General features: G+C 70.7%; 19 protein-coding genes. 11 read left to right on the top strand and 8 right to left on the bottom strand.

What is annotated here, in order from left to right:
- Positions 1-7 precede the first annotated feature (7 nt).
- The gene (locus tag AB0J67_RS07665; protein WP_363477623.1) at positions 8-595 is read right to left on the bottom strand and encodes a dihydrofolate reductase family protein; all 588 of its coding nucleotides are present in this window, start codon (positions 593-595) and stop codon (positions 8-10) included.
- A gap of 288 nt (positions 596-883) precedes the next feature.
- On the opposite strand from AB0J67_RS07665, the gene AB0J67_RS07660 reads away from it, so the two are divergent.
- Positions 884-1,111, top strand: a complete 228-nt coding sequence (locus AB0J67_RS07660; protein ID WP_363477620.1) for a hypothetical protein — start codon at positions 884-886, stop codon at positions 1,109-1,111.
- A gap of 226 nt (positions 1,112-1,337) precedes the next feature.
- Here AB0J67_RS07660 and AB0J67_RS07655 read toward each other — a convergent pair whose 3' ends face one another.
- Together AB0J67_RS07655 and AB0J67_RS07650 are read right to left on the bottom strand one after the other, a co-directional pair.
- Positions 1,338-2,000, bottom strand: a complete 663-nt coding sequence (locus tag AB0J67_RS07655) for a hypothetical protein (RefSeq protein WP_363477617.1) — start codon at positions 1,998-2,000, stop codon at positions 1,338-1,340.
- Between the two features lie 201 nt (positions 2,001-2,201).
- Complete coding sequence (locus tag AB0J67_RS07650) at positions 2,202-2,807, bottom strand: TetR family transcriptional regulator (protein ID WP_363477615.1); 606 nt, start codon at positions 2,805-2,807, stop codon at positions 2,202-2,204.
- A 52-nt stretch (positions 2,808-2,859) separates the two neighbouring features.
- Here AB0J67_RS07650 and AB0J67_RS07645 point away from each other — a divergent pair, with 52 nt between their 5' ends.
- Complete coding sequence (locus AB0J67_RS07645) at positions 2,860-3,399, top strand: nuclear transport factor 2 family protein (protein ID WP_363477612.1); 540 nt, start codon at positions 2,860-2,862, stop codon at positions 3,397-3,399.
- A gap of 240 nt (positions 3,400-3,639) precedes the next feature.
- Here AB0J67_RS07645 and AB0J67_RS07640 read toward each other — a convergent pair whose 3' ends face one another.
- Positions 3,640-4,911, bottom strand: a complete 1,272-nt coding sequence (locus AB0J67_RS07640) for a glycosyltransferase (protein ID WP_363477609.1) — start codon at positions 4,909-4,911, stop codon at positions 3,640-3,642.
- 184 nt (positions 4,912-5,095) lie between these two features.
- On the opposite strand from AB0J67_RS07640, the gene AB0J67_RS07635 reads away from it, so the two are divergent.
- The 3 genes from AB0J67_RS07635 to AB0J67_RS07625 all read left to right on the top strand — a co-directional run bounded on the left by AB0J67_RS07635 (position 5,096) and on the right by AB0J67_RS07625 (position 8,054).
- Positions 5,096-5,818 carry a GntR family transcriptional regulator gene (locus tag AB0J67_RS07635; protein ID WP_363477606.1) on the top strand — a complete coding sequence of 241 codons (723 nt, stop codon included), beginning with the start codon at positions 5,096-5,098 and terminating at the stop codon, positions 5,816-5,818.
- A gap of 393 nt (positions 5,819-6,211) precedes the next feature.
- The gene (locus tag AB0J67_RS07630; protein ID WP_363477603.1) at positions 6,212-7,363 is read left to right on the top strand and encodes an aminotransferase class I/II-fold pyridoxal phosphate-dependent enzyme; all 1,152 of its coding nucleotides are present in this window, start codon (positions 6,212-6,214) and stop codon (positions 7,361-7,363) included.
- Positions 7,364-7,622: 259 nt separating this feature from the next.
- A complete protein-coding gene (locus AB0J67_RS07625) occupies positions 7,623-8,054 on the top strand; it encodes a hypothetical protein (RefSeq protein WP_363477600.1) in 432 nt (143 codons plus the stop codon).
- 172 nt (positions 8,055-8,226) lie between these two features.
- On the opposite strand, the gene AB0J67_RS07620 is transcribed toward AB0J67_RS07625, so the two are convergent.
- Positions 8,227-8,733 (bottom strand): hypothetical protein, encoded by a 507-nt coding sequence (locus tag AB0J67_RS07620; RefSeq protein WP_363477597.1) that lies wholly within the window; start codon positions 8,731-8,733, stop codon positions 8,227-8,229.
- A 79-nt stretch (positions 8,734-8,812) separates the two neighbouring features.
- On the opposite strand from AB0J67_RS07620, the gene AB0J67_RS07615 reads away from it, so the two are divergent.
- Positions 8,813-9,388, top strand: coding sequence for a TetR/AcrR family transcriptional regulator (locus tag AB0J67_RS07615; protein ID WP_363477594.1), 576 nt, complete (start codon positions 8,813-8,815; stop codon positions 9,386-9,388).
- A gap of 295 nt (positions 9,389-9,683) precedes the next feature.
- Here the strand turns inward: AB0J67_RS07615 and AB0J67_RS07610 are convergent, their stop codons facing one another.
- Together AB0J67_RS07610 and AB0J67_RS07605 are read right to left on the bottom strand one after the other, a co-directional pair.
- The gene (locus AB0J67_RS07610; RefSeq protein ID WP_363477591.1) at positions 9,684-10,967 is read right to left on the bottom strand and encodes a ricin-type beta-trefoil lectin domain protein; all 1,284 of its coding nucleotides are present in this window, start codon (positions 10,965-10,967) and stop codon (positions 9,684-9,686) included.
- A gap of 683 nt (positions 10,968-11,650) precedes the next feature.
- Positions 11,651-12,682, bottom strand: a complete 1,032-nt coding sequence (locus tag AB0J67_RS07605; RefSeq protein WP_363477588.1) for an NAD(P)-dependent alcohol dehydrogenase — start codon at positions 12,680-12,682, stop codon at positions 11,651-11,653.
- Between the two features lie 105 nt (positions 12,683-12,787).
- Between AB0J67_RS07605 and AB0J67_RS07600 the strand changes: the two genes are divergently transcribed.
- Positions 12,788-14,209 carry a serine/threonine-protein kinase gene (locus AB0J67_RS07600; protein ID WP_363477585.1) on the top strand — a complete coding sequence of 474 codons (1,422 nt, stop codon included), beginning with the start codon at positions 12,788-12,790 and terminating at the stop codon, positions 14,207-14,209.
- Between the two features lie 180 nt (positions 14,210-14,389).
- Here AB0J67_RS07600 and AB0J67_RS07595 read toward each other — a convergent pair whose 3' ends face one another.
- Complete coding sequence (locus tag AB0J67_RS07595; RefSeq protein WP_363477583.1) at positions 14,390-15,556, bottom strand: peptidoglycan DD-metalloendopeptidase family protein; 1,167 nt, start codon at positions 15,554-15,556, stop codon at positions 14,390-14,392.
- Between AB0J67_RS07595 and AB0J67_RS07590 the strand changes: the two genes are divergently transcribed.
- The 4 genes from AB0J67_RS07590 (at position 15,555) to AB0J67_RS07575 (ending at position 22,130) form a co-directional block, all read left to right on the top strand.
- Positions 15,555-15,785, top strand: coding sequence for a hypothetical protein (locus AB0J67_RS07590; protein WP_363477580.1), 231 nt, complete (start codon positions 15,555-15,557; stop codon positions 15,783-15,785). The two genes, AB0J67_RS07595 and AB0J67_RS07590, sit on opposite strands and share 2 nt — an antisense overlap.
- Positions 15,786-15,976: 191 nt before the next feature.
- Positions 15,977-16,285 (top strand): hypothetical protein, encoded by a 309-nt coding sequence (locus AB0J67_RS07585; protein WP_363477577.1) that lies wholly within the window; start codon positions 15,977-15,979, stop codon positions 16,283-16,285.
- 216 nt (positions 16,286-16,501) lie between these two features.
- Positions 16,502-17,359 (top strand): GNAT family N-acetyltransferase, encoded by an 858-nt coding sequence (locus AB0J67_RS07580; RefSeq protein WP_363477574.1) that lies wholly within the window; start codon positions 16,502-16,504, stop codon positions 17,357-17,359.
- 889 nt (positions 17,360-18,248) lie between these two features.
- Entirely contained in the window at positions 18,249-22,130 is a 3,882-nt protein-coding gene (locus AB0J67_RS07575; RefSeq protein WP_363477570.1) for a ThuA domain-containing protein, read from the top strand.
- The last annotated feature ends 18 nt before the right edge of the window (positions 22,131-22,148 follow it).

The raw sequence follows: 22,148 nt of genomic DNA, 5'->3' as shown, positions 1-22,148 counted from the left end.
TGGGCCGTCAGCGCCGGACGCGGTAGCGGATATGCGTGGCCTGTGGTGTGTCGATCACCCTGGCGATCTCCAGTTCGATGCGCGACGGTAGTACGTCGAACAGCCGGCGGCCGCCGCCGAACAGCACCGGAATCTGGCTGATCTGCAGCTCGTCCAGCACCCCGGCCTCCAGCGCCCGCTGCGCCGTGTAGGCGCCGTGCACCAGCACGTAGCGGCCCCCGGCGGCGGCCTTGGCCTGTGCCATCGCGCTGACGATCCCATCGTTGACATACGTGACCAGCGGATAGTCGGCGACCGACAGGCCCGGCGGGCGATGGCTGGGCACGAAGATCGGAACTCCGTGATGATCACCGCCCCAGTGGTCGACCTGCTCCACGGTGCGCCGACCGGCCAGCACCGCGCCGAACCGCTCCAGCTCGTCGAACAGCTCACCGGCTGGCCCGGGCGGGCGGACGAACGCGCCGTCCGGGTCGACGAACCAGTCGTGCAGCCGCGAGAAGCCGTCGCCGCCGGGGTTGTCCGGTCCGTCGTGCGGACCGGTGATGTACCCGTCGAGAGACATCGCCATGTAGAGCATCGATACTGACGCCGGCATGTCAACCTCCGCCTGATCTGTGTGATCGACTCGATGACGGCCCTTCGTGTCCGTCCGCGACGTGTATACCCCGAACACCGCCCGCCGTGAACCGACCCGGAACTGCCCAGCTCCAGCCTGTACCGGTCGTCCGCCCGCCAGGTCGCGCTGTGGACCACGCATCGGGTGACGCCCTCATCCGTGGGGCGAGAACTTGAGGGTCCCTCCCCACGCGACGCCGATTTCGGCGGTGATCGACACGGCCGTCAGCAGCCGCTACAGTCGGCGGACATCGGACTGGGGGACACGATGACCGACGACGGGCCGAACCTGTTCGGCTGGCGGGCGCGCGTTGCTGAGCTGCTGCTGTTCGTGGTCTTGAGCGTGGGTGTCGGCCGTCTGTTGCCTGGCGAGGACGGGTGGCGCTACTGGGGAACCGTGGGCGTGCTGTACGTCGGCATAGCCGGGTTGGTGATGCCCGCGGTCGCCAGGTGGTGGCACCGGCGGCGGGCTTTGCGCCGCAGGCCGCCCGTGTAGTGGCGTGCGGTTGCCAGACGGGCCGGGTGCCGTGGGTGCCCGGCTGTTTCATCGGCGGTCAGCGCCGGGTGCCGGCCTATGGCGGTCCGCGAGGCTTGGGCTGTTGAACAGGTTGCGCGGGCGATCACGGCGAAGATGAACAAGACGCGGAAAGCTCGAAGCCGCCGGTGCCGCCATCGCCGAGCCGCGCGGGAGCCGGAGAGCGCGACGTCGGGCCGCGTTCGCCTCAGAACCCGTCTGCGGGCCGCCAGGATGGACCGGCGTACGCTGGCGGATCCTCACGGTACGTTTTGATGCTGTGCCACCGCGCGGGCCATCGAGCGGCCGGTCCAGCGAGCAGGGCCCGCACCTCGGCGGCGCTCTCGTCGGGCCGCTCTTCGTCCCAGGGCGCGGACACGAAGATCTGGTACTCGTCCGGTTCCTCGAGCCAGACCACGAGCTCGCCGGTGCGGTCCGCGTGAACCCTGACCCCCTCGACTCGTGGTGGTAGGGCAAGGTCGGTCAGTATGAGCCGCCCGGCCCGGCGCTCCGCAGTCTCCCAACCGTGCTCGGACCCGACGCGGGTCACCTCGGCGTCATAGGCCGCAGCGTCGAACAGCGTCGTTCGCCGCTCGCCCTCCCATCGCGCACCCCGCCTGCCCCACTCCCAGCGCACGGCGTCACCGTCGCGGCGGATGCGCGCCTCGATGGAGAAGCACTCAGGGCCGCAGCTCGGACAGCACGCAACCGTCGCGGTAGTGGGCTCGCAGGTCGCCACGAAGCGGTTCACCGGCACGAGCACATGCCATGGATCGGGGCCGTCGTTGCCGTCAGCGCGACTGACATCGTCGCCGTCGATACGCACGATGACCCGCAGGCCCTCGACCGACAACGACAGCAGCGACGTCATGCCCGCCAATCTAACCGCCGCCCGCCGCATCGGCTGGTCGGCCTGCGCACCGGCGGCATTCAGCCCGAGTACCTCAGCCGTTGGCGCGGAGGACCGCACTCCTACGCCTCTGGCGACGCGAGCGTGATGGGACGCAGCCGGTGTCACGCTGGTGCGCTCCTCAATGGGGCTGGCTCACGCACCCACCAAGACATGTCGTGGTCAGGGCCGCAGTGAGCCGAGGCGGGCGAATGCCGCGTCCACGGCGCCGCGAAGCCGCCGGGGGTCGTCGCCGTCCGCCGCGTGTCCGGCGTAGTAGCAGGCCAGGCCGAACTCGGCGGCCAGGGTGGCGGTGGCACGCTCGGCTCCGTGGCTCACCAGCAGGTCGACCAGGGTGCGGGCGTAGGCGCGGTGCTTGCTCAGGCTGCGGGCGCGCAGCTCGGGATGCTGCGCGACGAGCCGTTCATGAAGCTCGTAGCCGTCGGGTTCGCTGGTGATGATCTCGACGGTGGACAGCACCAAGGAACGCACGTAGAACAGTGCCGCCGGCAGCGAGTCGCCGATCGCAGGGCCGGTCGCGGCCTGCACCGCGAGCTGTTCGGCGAGTTGCGCCCGGTGGTCGTCGGCGAACAGCACCTCCTGCTTGTCGCCGAAGTAGCGGAAGAAGGTGCTGCGGCCGACCTCTGCCCGCTCGGCGATGTCGCTGACCGTGACCGCATCGAAGCCCCGCTCGGCGAACAGCGCGAGCGCCGCCTCGACGATCGCCTGGCGGGCTCGCTGCTGCTTGCGCTCGCGCAGCGGTACGCGATGGCGGGCCGGCTCGGACACGCGCACATCGTACCTGTTGATACTCAGTTCCATTAGGGATTAAATACCTGTCATGACTCAGTCCCGCCATCCGGGCAGGATGCTCGGATCACTGGCCGGCATGCTGTGGCTCGCCGGCGGGACCGTGACCGGCCGGGGAAGGCGCCGGGTCGAGCGCGAGACCCGGCAGCAGGCCGGCCGGTTCCTGGACCGGCTCGAACGCAAGGACGCCGCAGCGATCGTGGAGATGCTGCATCCCGAGGTCACGTTCACCCACCCGCTGTCGCTGTCGGGCCGGCGGGCGGACGCGGGCCGGTGGGAGGGCAGGGATCAGGTGCTGGGCTACCTCGACGGCGCGTTCACCATGATGGGCCGCATCCGCTTCGCCAACCGGCGGACGAGCGTCGTCGCCGGTGGGGCTACCGCGTTCGTGCAAGCAGACGGCGACCTCACCACCGCCGACGGCCGCCTGTACCAGAACGTGTACGTCTTCCGGATCGATTGGTGCGGCGAGCGGATCGTCGCGGTCGAGGAGTACGCCAACCCGCTCACCTTCTGCCTGACGTTCGACAACCCGCTCTGCGCGGGGCGGACGGCGGCAGCGGCGTCCTGACCCGGCCCGCGGCCCGGCGGGGGTCAGGGAGCCGGACGCGGGCCGGCCAGGGGCCGGGAACGGCCCGCAGCCCAGGCAGAGCCCGAACGTGCCGTGAAGGAGTGCGGCGACCAGCGCGAAGCCTGCTGCGACTACGCCGGTCAGCGGCGAACCGGGCCTCCTCGACGGCATCCTCATCAGCCGCCAGTCGCGGGGTCGTAACCACGATGCCGCGAGGGACCTGGCGGCCGGATCCGGTTTTCACCTCTCGCCGACAAGCTCGAGCAGAAGCTCGACTGCATGGTGGGCTCCGCCTTCGGAGCGCACCAGCTCTCCGATTTCGGCGGCCCTACGGGGGATCGTCGTTGTGGATCTCGTCGCCTCGACTGCCTCGATGAGGCGTTCGGCGGTCATCTGCCGCTGTGGGATGGGGTCTGGGGCAACGCCGAGGGATTGCATTCGCCGGGACCAGAATGGCTGGTCGCCGGTGAAGGGGCAGATCACCTGTGGACGTCCGGCGCGCAGCGCGGCAGCTGTCGTTCCTGCTCCGCCGTGATGGATGACCGCCGCGGTACGGGGGAAGAGCCAGTCGTGCGGAGCTTCGTCGACGACGTGGACGGAGTCGTTGGAGCCTGCCATGGCGATCCCGCCGGCGCCGGTTGCCACGACGGCTCGCAGGCCGGTGGCGTGGATCATCTGTTGGACAATCTCGCCGCTCGCCTCGGGGTTCCGGCCTCGCATGCTGCCGAAGCCGACGTGGATCGGCGGTGCTCCGCTGTCGAGGAACCTGGCCAGGGCGGGCGACGGGCCCTGGTCCTCGCCGGCGAGCGTCCAGTATCCCGTGACGGGCGCGTATCCAGGCCAGTCGGCCGGCTGCGGCAGGACGTGGCGACTGAACGCCTGCAGTACGAAGGCGGGGCCTCCGTCCGGGCGGCGGAACGCGTTACCGGATCCACGCCGAGACCTCAGCCCGAGTCGCGCACGCCAGTGCTCGCCTACCGCTCCGAGGAGCATCTGCGGTGCGAGCGCGGCCGGTCGGTAGCTCAGCCGGTTGAAGGCTCTGGGCAGCCATGGCGGGGCCCACATCGGGCACGGAAAGGTGCTGGTCGGCACCCAGTTCGGCTGCAGTGCCACCGGGACTGAGGGCACGCCGAGGGCCTCGGCGAGGTGCTGGCCGGGGAGCATGGTGTGGTGCACGACGACGTCGGTTCGGGCGGGAACGGCTGCGGCGATGTCGTCGAGCGCGGCGGCGATATGCTGCCGGGTCCTGCGCACCACCTCGATGGCTGTCCGTTTCGCCGCCAGCCCGCGGTAGTTCGTCGCGAGTGCCTCCTGGATGTGGGGCTCGTCGGTGAGCCGGTTCCACTGGTCGTCGACGGGCGCGTACGGAACGCCGTGGGCAGCGGCGAGCGACCGGTAACAAGCCGGGCCGGCCACGAGAGCCTCGTGGCCGGCATCGGACAGCGCGCGTCCCAGGGCGACGAACGGTTGCACGTCGCCGCGCGTGCCGAACGCGAGCACGAATGCCTTCATCTGGGTGGGATCCCCTCTGTCGGACCGCGTCATGAGGACATCTGCGCCGGCAGTACGCCTTCTGACCTGTCTGAAATTTCAGTCCCGATCATGTATGCCAGGGCGGGGACGGTCAAGTCCGGTTGCGAGATGTGTGTGATGTCCCGTGCGATCGGAGTGGCGGGGCGGGCTAGGCTTTCCTCTTGTGACCGACCGGGGTGCGACGGGGGAGGCTTCGCTGACGGAGCAGGCCTACGCGGCTCTGCGCACCCGGATCGTGGCCTGTGAGCTTCCTCCGGGGTCCTCGCTCACCGAGCGGGGACTGGCCCGATCGACCCCGTACGGGCTGACTCCGATCCGCCGGGCGCTGGCCCGCCTGGACCGCGAAGGGTTGATCATCACGCTGCCCCGGGCCGGTTACGTCGTGAGCCCCCTCGACGCCCAGGACGTGTCGGAGCTGGTCGAGGCGTGGGATCTCATCGGCCCCGAGCTTGTCCGGCTGGGCTTGCAGCGCCTTTCCGACGGCCAGGCGCAGGAGCTTGCCCGGCTGCTGACCGAGTGGTCCCCACCCGACATCGACGGTGAGTATCGGTTGGAAGCTGTCCTGCGCTTCTCGGAGCTGTCGATGCGCGTCTTCCAGATCCTGGCCGTCGCGAGTGCGAACCGCTGGTTGCGGTCGACCTTCGACCAGCTCTCCAACCAGATGTCGCGCCTGTGGGTCACCCTGCTCAAGGACCGCGAAGTCCCGCAACAGCTACAGCGGATCATAACCCGCTGGAACCGGGACATAGCAGGCCGGCGGCCCGAAGAGATCGCCGAGCACCTACCGCGATTGATCAAGGACAGTGGCCGAGCGGCACGTGACCTGTTCCACCAGCTCGCCACGACACCTGCCGGTCCACCAGGCCCGGCCGCTGGTCACGACTGACCGTGTCGTCGCCCCAGCCCGCCGAGCCATGATCACCGCCCAGCCCGACCCCGGCTCATGCGTGACGACGGTGAGGACCGGGACCAGCGCCCCGGCGCGTACGCCTGCACGCCGGTCCAGGCCGAAGCGGGTGAATGTGTCAGCAGCCGGGGCGGATGATCACGTGGGCGCTCGCCGGGTTTGAGGCTGCGCTTCCCGGTTGGTGCCGCCAGCCTGCGACGGCGACGCAGCAGACGACGGCCTCAGCAACGGGTGACCCCTCCAGGACCGGTCCCGTCCATCCGGTCCTGCTGGACCAAGCGCCTTGTCGTCGAGCTCAGCCAGGCCGCCTCAAGTGGGCGTCGCGCGCGTCATGGCCGCCACGGGGACGACTTTCGCCGGTATCGTCGAGCTGTGAGTGCGTTCGTGCCCGCGGTGCTGGACGTGTCTCTGGCGCAGTTGCGGCGGCGGACCAGCATGAAGTGGAGCCGGTTCGAGGCAGACGTGCTGCCGATGTGGGTGGCCGAGATGGACGTGCACCTCGCCGAGCCGGTCGTGCGGGCGGTGACCGACGCGATCGCCTTGGGCGACACCGGCTATCCCGAGGGGCGGGCCTACCCGCTGGCTCTGGCCGGGTTCGCGGCCGACCGGTGGGGGTGGACGCTGAACCCTGAGCGGGCCGTCACGGTGCCTGACGTGACGGTGGGCATCGGCGAGGTGTTGAAGGCGGTCACTCGCCGGGGCGATGCGGTCGTGCTCAACCCGCCCGTCTACACGCCGTTCTACCAGGCCATCGAGAACATCGAGCGCCGGGCCGTCCCGGCGCCGCTGGACCCGGAGCACCGCCTGGACCTGTCGGTGCTGGATGCCGCGTTCCGTGCCGCCACCGCCACCGGTGGCGCGGCCGCCTATCTGCTGTGCAGCCCGCACAACCCCACCGGCACCGCGCACACCCGCGAGGAGCTGTCCGCGGTGGCACAGCTCGCCGGGCGGTATGGCGTACGCGTCGTCGCCGACGAGGTCCACGCACCGCTCGTCTATCCCGGGCAGCCGCACGTGCCGTACCTGTCGCTGCCGGGCACCGAGGACGCGTTCGCGGTGTTGTCCGCGTCCAAGGCGTGGAACCTGGTCGCGTTCAAGGCCGCCGTCGTCGTGGCCGGCCCCGGCGGGGCGGCCGATCTCGATTCGATTCCCGAGGAGGTCCGGGAGGCGACGAGCCACCTGGGCGTCATCGCCCACAGCGCCGCCCTGGATCACGGCCGCGGCTGGCTCGACCGCCTGCTGGCCGACCTGGACGGCAACCGTCGGCTGCTCGGCGAGCTGCTGGCGGAGCAGCTGCCCGCCGTCGGCTACCGGCCGCCGCAGGCCACCTACCTGGCCTGGCTGGACTGCCGCGCGCTAGGGCTGCCCGGTGATCCGGCGCAAGTTTTTTTCGAACGCGGTCGCGTCGCGCTCAGCGCCGGGCCCGACTACGGGCCCGGCGGCGACGGTCGCGCCCGACTCAACTTCGCGACCTCGCCGCAACTGCTCACCGAGGGCGTGCGGCGCCTGGCCTCAGCGGTCTGATCCCGCTTGGGCCCGACTGCGGGCGATCGGCGTAACGCCGGGGCGTCTGTTCAGACGAGCGGCTGTGCCGGCGGGACTGCGAGGACGGGGACCGCTCGACGGCGTGATCGGGCTGCGGGGGACCGGCATACACTCGGCAGCCGAACGACGGCGTCGGCCGGCAAGGACGGACATGGTTGCGAACAGATTGGCGTTGGCTGAGCTTGCCAGGCATGACTGGGGCGGCCTCCGTTGTGGCTGCGGTCGTACTGCAGAGCACGTGCGCGAGATGTTCACGCGCATCGTGCAAGCCGAGGAACCCGCCGATGCCATGGACGCGGTTCTCGACGGACACGTGGAGCTCGAAGGCAATCTGTTCGATGTCGCGGTGCCGGCCGTCAGTGTGATCCTCGCGGCTCTGGCCGGTGAGCTGGCACCGTTCGCACGCCACCTGCTGATGATCAACCTCTGGCGCCTGGTCTGCGGCGAAGCCCACCACACCGAGATGGCCTTCGGGCGTACACATCTCGGTGATGAGTGCCGCCACAAGGCGCGAGAAGGCGTCTGGGTGATCCTCAACGAGGGCTTGCGGCACAACGGCGAGGAAGCAATCGACATCCTGGAACAGATCGACCTGGATGACGAGCGACGTGACTACTACATCGACGTGGTGCGGGCCCGGATGGCGCGTCGCGGCGCAGCGGGTGCGTAGCCGCTCGTCGGCGGGGTTGTCGGAGTTGTGGTCGTCGCGGGCTGCGGTCTTCGTCGCGCGGTCGGCTGCCGTTGGCCGGGTCGAGGCGGCGTCCCGTCCTCCACCTGCACGGACCTGGGGCATCGCCGCCGCGGCGGCGATGCCCCAGGTCTGCTGGACCCGCGAAACCAGGTCAGGCGTCGACCGGCTGCCGGGCCGCGGGGTTGCCGCGGTAGGTGGGTGCACGTAGGGCTGCCGCGAGCGCGACGGTGATGTAGAGCGCCTGCTCCGGGATGCGCTGCCACAGCGGCGAGGCGGGCTCGCCGTGCAACGGCACGTCGGCGACCGCGGCGTACACGTTGGCGGGCAGCAGGAGCAGGAACAGGGCGGCCAGCGCCAGGCCGGCCGGTCGCCGGGTGCGGGTCACGACGAGGCCGAGCGCGCCGAGCAGTTCCAGCGCGCCGGTGGCGTACACGACGGCGCCGGGGAAGGGCACGAACGGCGGCACCATGGCCACGAGGTCGGCGTGGTTGGGCATGGCGGTGACCCCGGCCGGGACGAAGTGCGCGGCGGCGGTCATGACGAGCATGACGGCGAGGGCGTGCGCCCCGGCGGCGGGCCAGTCGGCGAACCGGCGCACGCCGAGCGCGCCGAGCCCGCGGAAGAGAAGTAGTCCGGTGAGCAGAACGGCGAGTACCACGACGGCTCCTGCAATCTAGACATTGTCAAGGTGGCCCGACCGTACGCTGGACACCGAGAAGTTGTCAATGGCAAGATGTATGCCTCGGCATCGGAAGGGCGTGAGGGCGATCGGATACCACCACGGAGATCTGCGGCGCACCGTGCTCGCCGCCGCCGTCGACGCCATCGGCGAGTCCGGCCTCGACAGCTGGAGCCTGCGCGAGCTGGCCCGCCGCGCCGGTGTCTCGCACGCCGCCCCCGCACACCACTTCGGCGACAAGGCCGGGCTGCTCACCGCCCTGGCCGCCGAGGGGTACGCACTGCTCGCCGACGCCCTCGCCGCGGCAGGCCCCGACTTCCTCGAAGCCGGGCTGGCGTACGTGCGCTTCGCCGTGGCGCACCCGGTTCACTTCGGCGTGATGTTCCAGCCCAAGATCTACCGTGCCGACGACGAAGCGGTGCAGGTCGCCCGCGAACGGGCCGGCCGCCTGTTGCGGCAAGGCGCCGAGACGGTCGGGTCCACCGCGGACGGGGGTGCGACCACCGCCCGCGCGGGCTGGTCCATCGCCCACGGCTTCGCCAGCCTCTGGATAGCCGGTGCCATTCCGGTCCCGCCTGGCACCGACCCCCTGGATGCGGCCCGACCGGTTCTTGCTCGGCTGCTCGGTCGTTGACCGCCGCGCCGGCGACCTCCCGGTCGAACCGGCGGTGGCGGGCTCGGTGGCGCGCACGGCCGGGGCAGCGCGAGTACCGGTGGATTCGATTCGGCGAGCTGTCTCGCCTGCGCTGGCAGAGCGACGCTAGGACGTAGGACGTCAGACACGGTGCCGGTCCGCCTCGGCCCGCGATCCGAGTGAACCTCAGGTGCCTGGTTCGGGGCGGGCGACGATCCCGGCGGCGGTCACTCGTGACGGGGCCCGCGGAGAACGGCGGGCCCCGTCGTCTGACTCCATCCACCGGACCTGGCGATCAGCTCCGGAAGCTCCACTGCTGGTTGGCTCCGCCGTGGCAGGTCCACAGGTGGATCAGGGTGCCGTTGGTGGTGCCGACTCCGCTGGCGTCGATGCAGAGGCCGGATTGCACTCCGGTGATCGTGCCGTTGGGGTTGATGTTCCACTGCTGGTTGGCCTGACCGTTGCAGTCCCAGACGACCACGCGGGTTCCGTTGGCGGTGCCCTGGCCGCTGGCGTCCAGGCACTTGTTGCCGTACACCGTCAGCTGCCGGGAGGCGGTGTGGGTCCAGCGCTGATTGGTGCCGCCGTGGCAGTCCCACAACTGCGGCTGAGTGCCGTTGGTGGTGCTGGAGCCGGGGACGTCGACGCAACGACCGGACTGGACACCGACGATCTGGACGTTCTGCCGACCGGCCGGCGGGCTGCTGGACGGCGGGTCACTCGGCGACGGTCCGGACTGGAACTGCGTGAAGAACCGCCAAACTTCCGGCTTGACCCAGCTCCTGGCGCCGCTCTCGCAGCCGGCGCACCCGTCCACCGGGCCCTGCTGGTGACCGCCGTCGAAGGCGGCCCACACGACCGGGAAACCGGCCCGGCAGCCCGCGTAGGTCGTGATGATGTGGGTGAGGCTGCCCCGTGCCGGCTCGGGTGCGTTCTGCGGGGTGCAGCCGTTGTTGGCGACGAACCTGTCGCGCAGCGACCGACCGGCCGTGATGTTGTCGGAGATGCCGTGGATCCCCATGTAGGCGACGGGTTGGGTGCCGCCGCTGCAACCACTGATCGCGCCGGGAGCGGCGATGACCGCGACCGCGCGGAACATGGTGGGCCGGGCACACGCCAGGGCGTTGCTCATCGCGCCGCCGTAGCTGAAACCCACGGAGAACCGCTGCGTGGTGTCGACGCACAGGTCGGCCTCGATCAGCCTGATCATGTCGTCGGTGAAGGTGACGTCCTCGCCGTTGGAGTTCGCCCAGCCGTTGTTGATGCCCTGGGGCGCGACGAAGATCGTGGAGTTGTTCGACTGCGAGAGCATCCCGTAGTAGGCCCAGGCGGCGCCGTCACTGCCGCCTGAGGCGACCTGCCCGGCGGTGCCGCCCAGCCAGTGGAAGCCGAAGGCCAGCCGGTGGGGGCGGTTGTTGTCGTAGGTATCGGGGACCTTCAGGATGAAGCTGCGGCTCTTGCCGCTGCTCTGCATCGAACGTGTGCCGCTGGTCAGGGTGGGGGTCTTGCCGCAACCTGCCGAGTTTGCCGCGGATGCGGGCGAGGCGGCCACGGCGACGTAGGCCACTGCGGCAGTCATGACCACGGCGGCCATTGCCGCCGCCCATCCACGGCCGGCGGTATGCCGGTGACGGCCCACGCCGAGAAACGATCTCACTACGGTCTCCCTTGCTCGTCGGTGTCGGATGCGGGTGCTGCTCCGCCGCCTCACGCGCCGCGATCAGGGATGCGCGCGCGGCACCCGTCGCCCGGCGGGCGGGCCGGGGTATCGACCAGGTCTGGCCGGCAGGTCCGCTTGCGTCGAGGGCGAACCGGCCCGCCATCGCGGTCGGCGGTAGCCGGCGGCGATGGCGACCCTGCGGCGGTATCGGTGCACCGGTGGGGTGACCGGCGACGAACGCGCCTGTCTCGCAGAAGGCCTGCGCCGAGGACTGTGGGGCTCGCCTCGGTGCACTTCTGCGCCCCGCCCGGGCGGGAGCCGCACCGGGACACCGGGCCAGAAGCTTCTGGCCTTTCCTGCGTCGCTTATGGACATGGCCGGAGGAACTCCGGCTGGAGCTTCGTGCCGCCCGCGTCAGCAACTATAGGTCGTATGATGTCTTACGTCAATGAACGTCTATGTTGGTTTGGCGAGCACGCCGGCTATCCGGACTGCGAGCCTCCGCACCCGGACACACACCGGGCTTCGGCCCCGGCTTCAACGGCACACCGGACCGTGCGCGGCTTCGCAGCATCGATCTGCGAAGCGCCCGCCGGGTTCGGTCAGCTCACGTGCACGACCACCTTGCCGAGGGCGTGTCCCTCGCCCACCCAGGCCAACGCCTGCGGCACCTCGTCCAGGGTGAAGGTGCGGCCGATGTGGATGCTCAGATCACCCGACAGGCAGAGCCCGGCGACCGGTGCGAAATGCGCCGGCCCTTCCTTGACGGCGAGCACGCCCAGCCGGCGGTGCGTGAGCCGACCGAGCACCGAACCGATCGTCAGGATGCGCAGCAGGGCTCGTACCGATCCGCCGACGCATCGGTAACGGCCACCCGGGGCCAGCGCCCGGCGGTAGGCGAACACCGACCGGTGCGCGACCAGATCGAGAATGAGATCGTACGGGCCGCTGCGGGTGAAGTCCTGGTCACGGTAGTCGATCACACTGTCCGCGCCGACAGCTCGCATGAAGTCGAGCTTCTTCGCGTTGTCGACACCGGTCACCTCGGCTCCGAGTCGCTTGGCCAGCTGGATCGCGAACGAACCCGAACCTCCGCCGGCACCGTTGACCAGGACCCGCTGCCCGGCCATGACGCCGTCGGTGCCCTGCAGCGCGATGACGCCCGCCTGCGGAAGCGCCGACGCCTCGGCGAAGGACAACGCCGGGGGCTTGTGCGCCAGCGCCGATTCGGGGGCGATCGCGTACTCGGCGAAGCCGCCCTTGAGCATGAGGTTGTCGCCGTACACCTCGTCACCGGGCCGGAACCGGGTGACGGCCGGGCCGACCGCCTCGACCCGACCGGCGATGTCCGAACCGAGCACCCGGCGGGCCGGCAAGCGCAGTCCGCCGATGCGCGAATACAGCGGCGAGCCGCGCAGGGTCTCCCAGTCACTGAGGTTGACCGAGGTCGCCGCGACTTTGACGAGCACCTGGCCGACGGCCGGAGTCGGCGTGGGGAGGTGCTCGGTCCGCAGCACCTCCGGCGGCCCGTAACGGTCGTACACGATCGCTCTCATCGACCCACCTGCAACCCCTCCACGGCCCGGCGGCCTTCCGCAATCGTTAGCACGCCGGCACAAGCGGTCGGCCGCCACGCGTCCATGGAGGTCGTTCCCACTATGCGATCCTGCCGCCGGGGCACCGGGGGGCGACGCTATCGTCGGCGGGCGACCCGATCACGGCGAGGAGCGAGGCAGGCCATGCACAGTCCAGGAGCGCTGCTCGGCGGCCGTTACCGGCTGGACGAGCGGATCGGCGCGGGCGGCATGGGGGAGGTGTGGCGGGCGACCGACACGGTGCTCGGCCGGGTCGTCGCGGTGAAGACCGTGCTGCCCGCCCTGCTCGACGATCCCGGGTTCGTCCGCCGGTTCCTGGCCGAGGCGCGCGCGATGGCCGGCGTGCGCCACCGCGGCGTGGTGACCATCCACGACTACCACGGCGACGCCGACGGCGCCTACCTGGTGATGGAGCATGTGCCGGGCGAGTCGCTGTCGCAGACACTCGCCCGGCACGGCCGGTTGACCGCCGAGTCCACCCTGGCCGTGGTCGCGCAGACCGCCGAGGCGCTGCAGGCCGTGCACGACCAGGGCATCGTCCATCGCGATGTCAAACCCGGCAACCTGCTGGTGCGCCCCGACGGAACCATCGCGCTGACCGACTTCGGCATCGCCCGCGGGCAGGACAGCACCGCACTGACCACACCGGGCGGCATCCTGGGCACACCGTCCTATCTTGCTCCGGAACAGGTGCTCGGCAGGCCCGCCGATCCGCGTAGCGACGTCTACGCGCTGGGCGTCGTCGCCTACGAGTGCCTGGCGGGACGCCGCCCGTTCACCGGCGACAATCCGTTCGCGGTCGCCATGCAGCGGGTCGGGCACCCGCCGCCGCCGCTGGGCGCCGATGTCGCCGCCCCCGTCGCCGCCCTGGTCCTACGGGCACTCGCGGAAGATCCCGAGCTGCGCTGGCCGTCGGCCGCGGCGCTGGCCGAGGCCGCCCACGCCGTGCTGGGCGGCGCCTCGCCCGACGCGGTGGCCCCTGCCCGCGGTCCGCACACCGGTGCCGGGCCGGGGCAGGACACCGCCGGCACCTCCGCGCGCCGCCGGATCCCGGTGCTCGCCGCGGCGGTGGTCGCGCTCGTCGTGCTCGCGGGCGGCGGGCTGGCCGGCTGGACGGTGTGGGGATCGGACGCCTTCGCCCGGTGGACGGCGCCGGACGGGGCGACCGCCGAGCAGTGGCCGCCCGCCGGGTATGTGGCGTGCGGCGCGGCGGCCTGCCCGCCCACGCCCGAGTGCTGGGGCGGCCTGACCGCGTCGGGCGCCACGGCGCACCCGCCGCGGCGCATCGCCTGCGATCAGCCGCATTCGTGGGAGACGGTCGTCGTGGGAGCGCTGCCGGCCGGGGCGCAGGTCATCGGCGAGGTCAAGCTCATGGACCGGGCCGATGTCGCCGCCCTCTGCTCGGCGCAGGCCGTGGCGCAGCGAACCCGGGCCGGTTCGACGACCGACGGCTGGTTGCGCGAGGCCTGGCCGATCCAGGTCGGGGACACCTGGCTGCTGTACTGCCTGGCCAGGCGTCCCGAGGGCGGCGAGCCCACCGGGTCGGTGTTCGGGGCGGCAGCCTGACCGGCTGGGAACCCGGCCGGTCTCTGGCGACGGCTCCGGTCGGTGACCAGGACACCGTGCTGACACCACCGTGCAGGGCCCTCGGCAGGTGCTGAGGCCCCCGCACGGTGCGTCCCGCGGGACACCCGGGCGTGACCGTCGCCGGTGTCATGACGTCTCACGTGTCACCGGCGTGGCGGGTCAGCACCAGCCGTTGACCGCGCCGTTGACGCCGGTCCACAGGTACGCGTCGGACACCCAGCTGCCGTCGGTGAGGCGGTTCCACATCGCGGTGGCTCCGTAGCGGCCGGTGTGGGTGGTCCCGTTGGCCGAGCAGGAGATGCTCACGGTCGCGCCGTCGGCCAGCGATCCCAGGGCGGTGTAGCCGCTGCCCGGTCCGGAGCGTCGGGTGAGCGTCCCGCCGCCGTTGGCGTCGACGACGCCCTGGGTGAAGCCGAGGACTCCGTAGTTGTAGAGGGCGCCGCCTACGCCTGCCCAGGACGATCCGTGGCGGGCTCCGCCCTGGTAGGCCGCGCCGCCGACGAACACCCACTTGCCGATTCCGTGGTCGCCGATCGGGACGTAGGCGCTGTTCTGGCGCAGCGCGAAGTGCACGTGCCGCCCCGACGCCGCGCCGCCGCAGGTGACATCGGTGCCGGTGTATCCCAGATACGCCCCCTGCGCGACGGCCGCCCCGTTCACCGAGATGCTGCTCCACAGGTGGTAGTAGTCGGTCGAGTAGCCGCGGTCGTGGATGACGCGGATCCAGCCCTGGCACATCGTGTACGCGGTGCCGCCCCGCGCCGCCCGCACGACCTGGTCGCCGCCGGCCAGGTCGATCGAGCTGAACGGCGCCTCGCTGCCGCCCCACCCGTGCGGTCCGCCGGACAGCGTCCAGGTCTGTCCGACCGCGAAGGGCAACGCCATTCCGGTGCGGAAGTCTCCGCCCGCGTACGTCGGAGCGGGGGTGGTGAACACCGTCCGCTCGTCCGCCGTGACCACCGGCGACTCGGCGGCCAGCGCCGCGAACGCGGCCTCGCCGTCGAACGCGACCTGCCACCGGCCGGCCTCGGCCCGAGCGACGAAGATCGAACCGGTCGGGTGCGCGTCGTGGGAGCGCGGGGCGACCAGCACCGCGGTGCCGAAGGCCCAGCCCCGGTGCTGCCGGCTGACCGTGACCCGGGCGTCGGCGGCCGCGGAGGTCTTCCCGTCGGTCGAGGCCCGGGCGAGGAGTTTCGCGGTCACCGCCTCGGCCACCGCGGCATCGGGTCGGAGAACGGCCTGCGCCGCCTCGGGCACAGCCGGCACCAGGCCCGCGGCCGCCAGCAGCACCGCCAGCACCCCGGCTCGCCGTGGAGAAGTCGCCATGTCACACCTCCAGATCGAGAAATTTACCGATATCGCTGTACGGTATGTCTCGACCCTGAAGGTTGTCTACGTCGTGCTGGCACATGGTGAAGAAACTTCTCAGCGCTGCTGCTCGTGGCAGGCTGGCGGGCCCGATGCCGTCACCCGCGCACAGGCGATCTGCGCGGGCACCAACCAGATCCAGCGCATCGTCATGGCGCGCCACCTGCTGGCAAGCGGCCCGGCATGAGCGGACGGGCCGGCCCCGCCGGCCCGGACGTCCGTTACCAGCTACCGGCCTTGATCGCCATCCGACCCCGGTACCGCCATAAAGCTACTTAAGGCCTGAAAGTCGGGCGAATCGGAAAAACGCGCTTGCACGTCGCGGTAGGCCGCAGATGGCGAGGTTACGGTTTGTGAGTGGGGGAGCACCATTGGTACATGGTCGAGTTGACGGCGACTGAGCTGGGATTCGACGACGAGGCCATCATCGAGGTGCAATTCCATGGCGACCCGGCAGGCTCCGCGGGTGTGGCGCTCCAGGCGGCACGAGGGACGCTCCACGGTCTGCGAGCTTCGACGCGACAGTTGTCACTGTTGGTCCGCCAGCGGGGCGAGGTCCGCGAGATTCCCGCCGCCGTGATGTATTCGATCAACTTCCCGTATATCCCTGACGGCGTGCGCCGCCTTCGGGTCGCCTGCGAGCAGGTGATGGCCACACTGGTTGACCGGGCCCGTCACGGATCGTGATCACGGCGCCGGGTGCCCGGTCATCGATCGCCCGGCGGGACCGCACCGGTCTTCGTGCGCTACGCGGGTCGTCGCGGTGTCGGCAGGGCCGATACTGCGTCTGGCGCGGCCGAGCGGGCAGGTGTTTCATGGAGTTGAAGGTGCCGTCATCAGGTCGGATGCGCAGCGGCACCGAGCGACGGCGTATCTGGCCGGCACCCGATGTCGGAGGTGGCCATGGATCTCCTCTTGCGCCCGGCTACGCGCGCCGATGCGGCTGAGTGTGGCCGGATCTGCTTCGAGGCGTTCGATCGCATCGCCCGCGAGCATGGCTTCCGCGGTGACTTTCCGAGCGTGGAGGCTGCGACGGAGCTGGTGGAATCCCTGCTGGACCATCCGGGCTTCTACAGCGTGGTGGCGGAGCGCGACGGTCGGGTCGTCGGGAGCAACTTTCTTGACGAACGCTCACCTGTCGTCGGCGTCGGGCCGGTGACCGTCGACCCGGATCGCCAGAACCGTGGCGTGGGCCGCCGGCTGATGGAGGATGTCGTGCACCGGGCTGCCGATCGGCATGCCCCGGGCATCCGGCTACTGCAGTCGAGCTACCACTGCAGGTCGTTCGCCCTGTACGCCGGCATGGGGTTCGAGTTCCGCGAGACCTTGGCCTGTCTTCAGGGCCCGCCGATCGGTGTCGGCATCGCCGGCCGTGGCGTGCGCACCGCTACGGACGCGGACCTGGCAGCCTGCAACGACCTGTGTCGCCGGGTGCATGGAGTCGACCGCGGCGGCGAGGTCGTCGACGCCCTCAAGCAGGGCACGGCACGGGTTGTCGAGCACGACGGCCACCTGACCGGCTACGCCACGGACCTGGCCTTCTTCGCCCATGCGGTCGGGCAGACGACAGACGACGTCAAGGCTCTGATCGGGGCGGCTCCGGCCTTCGCCGGCCCGGGCATCCTGGTCCCGGCGAGCGACAGCGCGTTGCTCCTGTGGTGTCTGCTTAACGGCCTGCAGATCACCCAACTGATGACCCTGATGAGCATCGGCCTCTTCAACAAGCCGGCGGGAGCTTACCTACCGAGCATCCTCTATTGACCGGGGCAGGGTCATGGCCGGTCATCGTCGGCGTCGGGCGGTGTCCAGTCGGCGTCGGCGCCGTGCAGGTGGATCCCGGTGTCGGGGTTCGGCTTGGTACATGGCGGCGTCGGCGATGCGTAGCAGGATGTCGACGTGTCGCCCGGTGCCGGATGCGACGCCGATGCTCGACGTGGCTGCGCCGTCTGCGTAGATCGGTCCCACCCCGCATCGCGCCAGGATCAAGCGCCGCACAGGCCGGCGCGACAGCGGAACCGAACTTCGCGCACGTCTGCTGACCGGTCCGCGGCGGCGCATCGAGGCGGCCGGAAGAGTGCCTCCCGGCCGCCTTCTCATGTGGACGACCCGCAGGACACGGCTGCGACGAGGCGGGCCGCCGCAACCCGGCCGCACCCGGCACAGGTGCCGATCCCGGCGCGCGACGAGCACGATCGCCGCTTCCAGTGCTTTTTGGAGGCTTTGGACGGTCGGCACATGATGAGCCTTCACAACGGCTGGGAAGTCTGTTTAACTGTCTGCACTTCGATGGGAGAGCGCTCTCCCAATAGGAACGGGGCGGGAAGGAGGTGAGGGCACGTACGCCCTTTCGGTCGTGGCTCACGTGAGGCCGCTGACGACACGCTGTCTGCTCGCGGCTTCCGGTTCATGGCATCGGTCGACTTCGGCCAGACGTGGAGTGTCCGATGCCGGCGCGGCATCGGACCCGGTGCCGCCACACGGCAGCAGGGACGATCGTCGGACTCCACTTTGTCCGGCGCGTGCGGAACCACCGGCCAAGTCCAGCCCACTCTGAGGCCCACCGCTCCACGGTGCGGCTGCCAGTTCACCAACCAGACGTGATCGGCGCACGTCTGCATTGTTCTCTCTACGGGAGAGGTGCCAACCGATCATGTTCCTTCGCAGAGTGCTGCTCTGTGCCACCCTCGTGCTGGCCGGGGCCGGCTTCAACGCCGCCCCCGCGCAGGCCGCCCCGGACTTCTCGGTGCTGATCTTCAGCAAGACCGCGGGGTTCCGGCATGACTCGATCCCGGTGGGCATCACCGCGATCCAGCAGCTCGGCACGCAGAACAACTTCGCGGTCGAGGCGACCGAGGACGCCACCCAGTTCAACGACACCAACCTGGCCAGGTTCAAGGCCGTGGTGTGGCTGTCCACCACCGGCGACGTGCTCGACGCCACCCAGCAGGCCGCTTTCGAGCGCTACGTCCGCGCCGGCGGCGGGTACGTCGGCGTGCACGCCGCCTCCGACACCGAGTACGACTGGTCCTGGTACGGCGGCCTGGTCGGCGCGTACTTCGCCAGCCACCCGGCGATCCAGCCGGTCACGGTGCGCATCGAGGACACGGCCCACCCGTCCAACGCCGGCATCCCGGCGAACTGGGCCCGGACCGACGAGCTGTACAACTACCGCACCAACCCGCGCGCGTCGGTGCGCGTGCTGGCCAACCTCGACGAGTCCACCTACACCGGTGGCAGCATGGGCGCCGACCACCCGATCACGTGGTGCCGCGCCTACGACGGCGGCCGGTCGTGGTACACCGGCCTCGGCCACACCCAGGCCAGCTTCAGCGAGACCCACTTCCGCACCCACCTGCTCGGCGGCATCCGGTACGCGGCCCAGGGCACCGGGAACTGCACGGTCGGCGGCCCCCCGCCGGTCGGCACGTTCAACCAGGTGACGCTGGCCAAGGGCGTGGCCGAGACCGGCGAGCCGATGGGCCTGACCGTGCTGCCGAACCGGGGTGTGCTGCACACCTCCCGCGACGGCGTCGTCCGGTACACCGACGTCAACGGCAACACCAAGATCGCGATGACGCTGCAGGTGTACACCCACGACGAGGAGGGTCTGCAGAGCATCAAGGCCGACCCGAACTTCGCCAGCAACCGGTGGGTGTACCTCTACTACGCGCCCCCGCTGAGCACGCCCGGCGGCGACGCTCCGGCGACCGGGACGGCGGCACAGTTCGCCCCGTTCAACGGCTCCAACAAGCTGGCCCGATTCACGGTGCGCGACGACTACACGATCGACCCGGCGTCGCAGGTCACGATCCTCGACGTGCCGACCAGCCGGGGCCAGTGCTGCCACGTCGGCGGTGACATCGACTTCGACGCAGCCGGCAACCTGTACCTGTCCACCGGCGACGACACCAACCCGTTCGACTCGGGCGGCTCCGCGCCGATCGACGAGCGGGCCGACCGCAACCCGGCGTTCGACGCGCAGCGCACCGCGAGCAACAGCAACGACCTGCGCGGCAAGGTGCTGCGGATCAAGCCGGGAGCGACCGGCGGCTACACCATCCCGGCCGGCAACATGTTCGCGCCGGGCACGCCCAACACCAGACCCGAGGTGTACGCCATGGGCTTCCGCAACCCGTTCCGGATGAGCGTGGACAAGGCCACCGGGGTCGTCTACCTCGGTGACTACGGCCCTGACGGCGGTGCCGACCCGAACCGCGGACCGGCGGGCACGGTGTCGTTCGAGCGGATCACGCAGCCGGGCAACTTCGGCTGGCCGTACTGCTCGAACTACAACACCCCGTACCACGAGTACACGTTCCCCAGCGGTCCGTCGACCGGGCTGTTCAACTGTGCCGGCGGCCCGACGAACAACTCGCGCAACAACACCGGCATCACCACCCTCCCGCCGTCGCAGGCCGCGTGGCTGCCGTACGGCGGCGCGGGACCCTGGCGGCCCGAGCTGGGCGGCGGCGGCCCGATGGGCGGCCCGGTCTACAACTTCAACCCGGCGCTGGTCTCCGACGTGAAGTTCCCGGCCTCCTACCACGGCAGGGTCTTCCTCGGGGAGTTCACCAGCCGCTGGATCAAGGCGGCCACGGTCAACGCCAACGGCACCGCCGGCGCCATCGACCCGATCCCGTGGTCCGGGACCGCGATCATGGACCTGGAGTTCGGGCCGGACGGCGCGCTCTACGTGCTCGACTACGGCACGACCTGGTTCGGCGGCGACGCCAACTCGGCCGTGTACCGCATCGAGTACAACAGCGGCGGCAACCGGGCGCCGATCGCCCAGGCCGCGGCGAATCCGTCCACCGGGTCGGCCCCGCTGACCGTGCAGTTCAGCTCGGCCGGCAGCAACGACCCGGACGGCGACGCGATCACCTACGCCTGGGACTTCACCAGCAACGGCAGCACCGACTCCACAGCGGCCAACCCGACGTTCACCTATGCGGCCAACGGCGAGTACACCGCGACGCTGACGGTGCGCGACACCGGCGGCCGGATCTCGACGGCGAGCGTCGTCGTCGGCGTCGGCCGGGCCGGGATCCAGATCATCGTCCCGGGCAACGGCACGGTGTTCCAGTTCGGCGACCTGGTGCCCTACGAGATCCGGGTGACCGACCCGAACGCGGGCACGGTCGACTGCAACCGGGTCGTGGTCAACTACGTCCTGGGCCACGACAGCCACGGACACCCCATCACCAGCAAGAACGGCTGCACCGGGTCGATCCAGACCACGGTGGACGGCGAGCATGACGCGGCCGCGAACATCTTCGGGGTGCTCGCCGCCGTGTACACCCCGCCGACCGGCACCGCGGTCCAGGCCCAGCACGTGCTGCAGCCGCGGACCCGGCAGGCCGAGCACTTCAGCACGATGAGCGGCGTCCAGATCGCCGCCAAGGCCAGCGCGCACGGCGGCAACGCCGTCGGCTACATCGAGAACGGCGACTGGATCTCCTTCACGCCGTACCACCTGACCGGCGTCACCGGTTTCAAGGCGCGGGTCGCCTCGGCCGGTGTCGGCGGCACGCTGACCGTCCGGGTCGGCTCGCCCACCGGCACGGTCGTGTCCACGGTGCCGGTCGCCCCGACCGGCGGCTGGGAGACCTGGGTCGACGTGACGGGCACGGTGACCGTGCCGGCGGGCACCCAGCAGCTGTACCTGGTGTTCACCGGTGCCGCCACGGGTTCGCTGTTCGACATCGACGATTTCACCTTCACCGCCGGTGGCACCCAGCCGCCGACGGGGAGCAACCTCGCGCTGAACCGTCCGGCGACGGCGTCCAGTGCCGAGGGCGCCTATGTGGCGTCGGCGGCGGTGGACGGCTCGCTGACCACCCGCTGGGGCAGCGCGTTCGCCGACCCGCAGTGGATCCAGGTGGACCTCGGTCAGTCGTATGCGATCAACCGGGTGAAGCTGACCTGGGAGGCGGCGTACGGCTCGGCGTACCAGATCCAGACCTCGCCTGACGGGGTCACCTGGACGACGGTGCGTTCGGTGACCGGCGGCGACGGCGGCGTCGACGACAACACCGGGCTCACCGGCACCGGCCGGTACGTGCGGATCAACGGCACGGCCCGCGGCACCGCGTGGGGGTACTCGCTGTTCGAGTTCGAGGTCTACGGCGCCGGCAGCCCGCCGCCGCCGACCAACAACCTCGCGTTGAACCGGCCCGCCACCGCGTCCAGCGTCGAGGGCGCCTTCACGGCGGCGGCGGCGGTGGACGGCTCGCTGACCACCCGCTGGAGCAGCGCGTTCGCCGACCCGCAGTGGATCCGGGTCGACCTCGGTCAGTCGTATGCGATCAACCGGGTGAAGCTGACCTGGGAGGCGGCGTACGGCTCGGCGTACCAGATCCAGACCTCGGCCGACGGGGTCACCTGGACGACGGTGCGTTCGGTGACCGGCGGCAACGGCGGCGTCGACGACAACACGGCGCTCGGGGGCACCGGCCGGTACGTGCGGATCAACGGCACGGCCCGCGGTACCGGATACGGCTACTCACTGTTCGAGTTCGAGGTCTACAGCTGACGCCGTAGACCAGCCGGG

This window comes from Catellatospora sp. NPDC049609 (genome assembly GCF_040675365.1).
Lineage (GTDB): Bacteria > Actinomycetota > Actinomycetes > Mycobacteriales > Micromonosporaceae > Catellatospora.
This window is presented reverse-complemented; position numbering and strand designations above follow the sequence as displayed.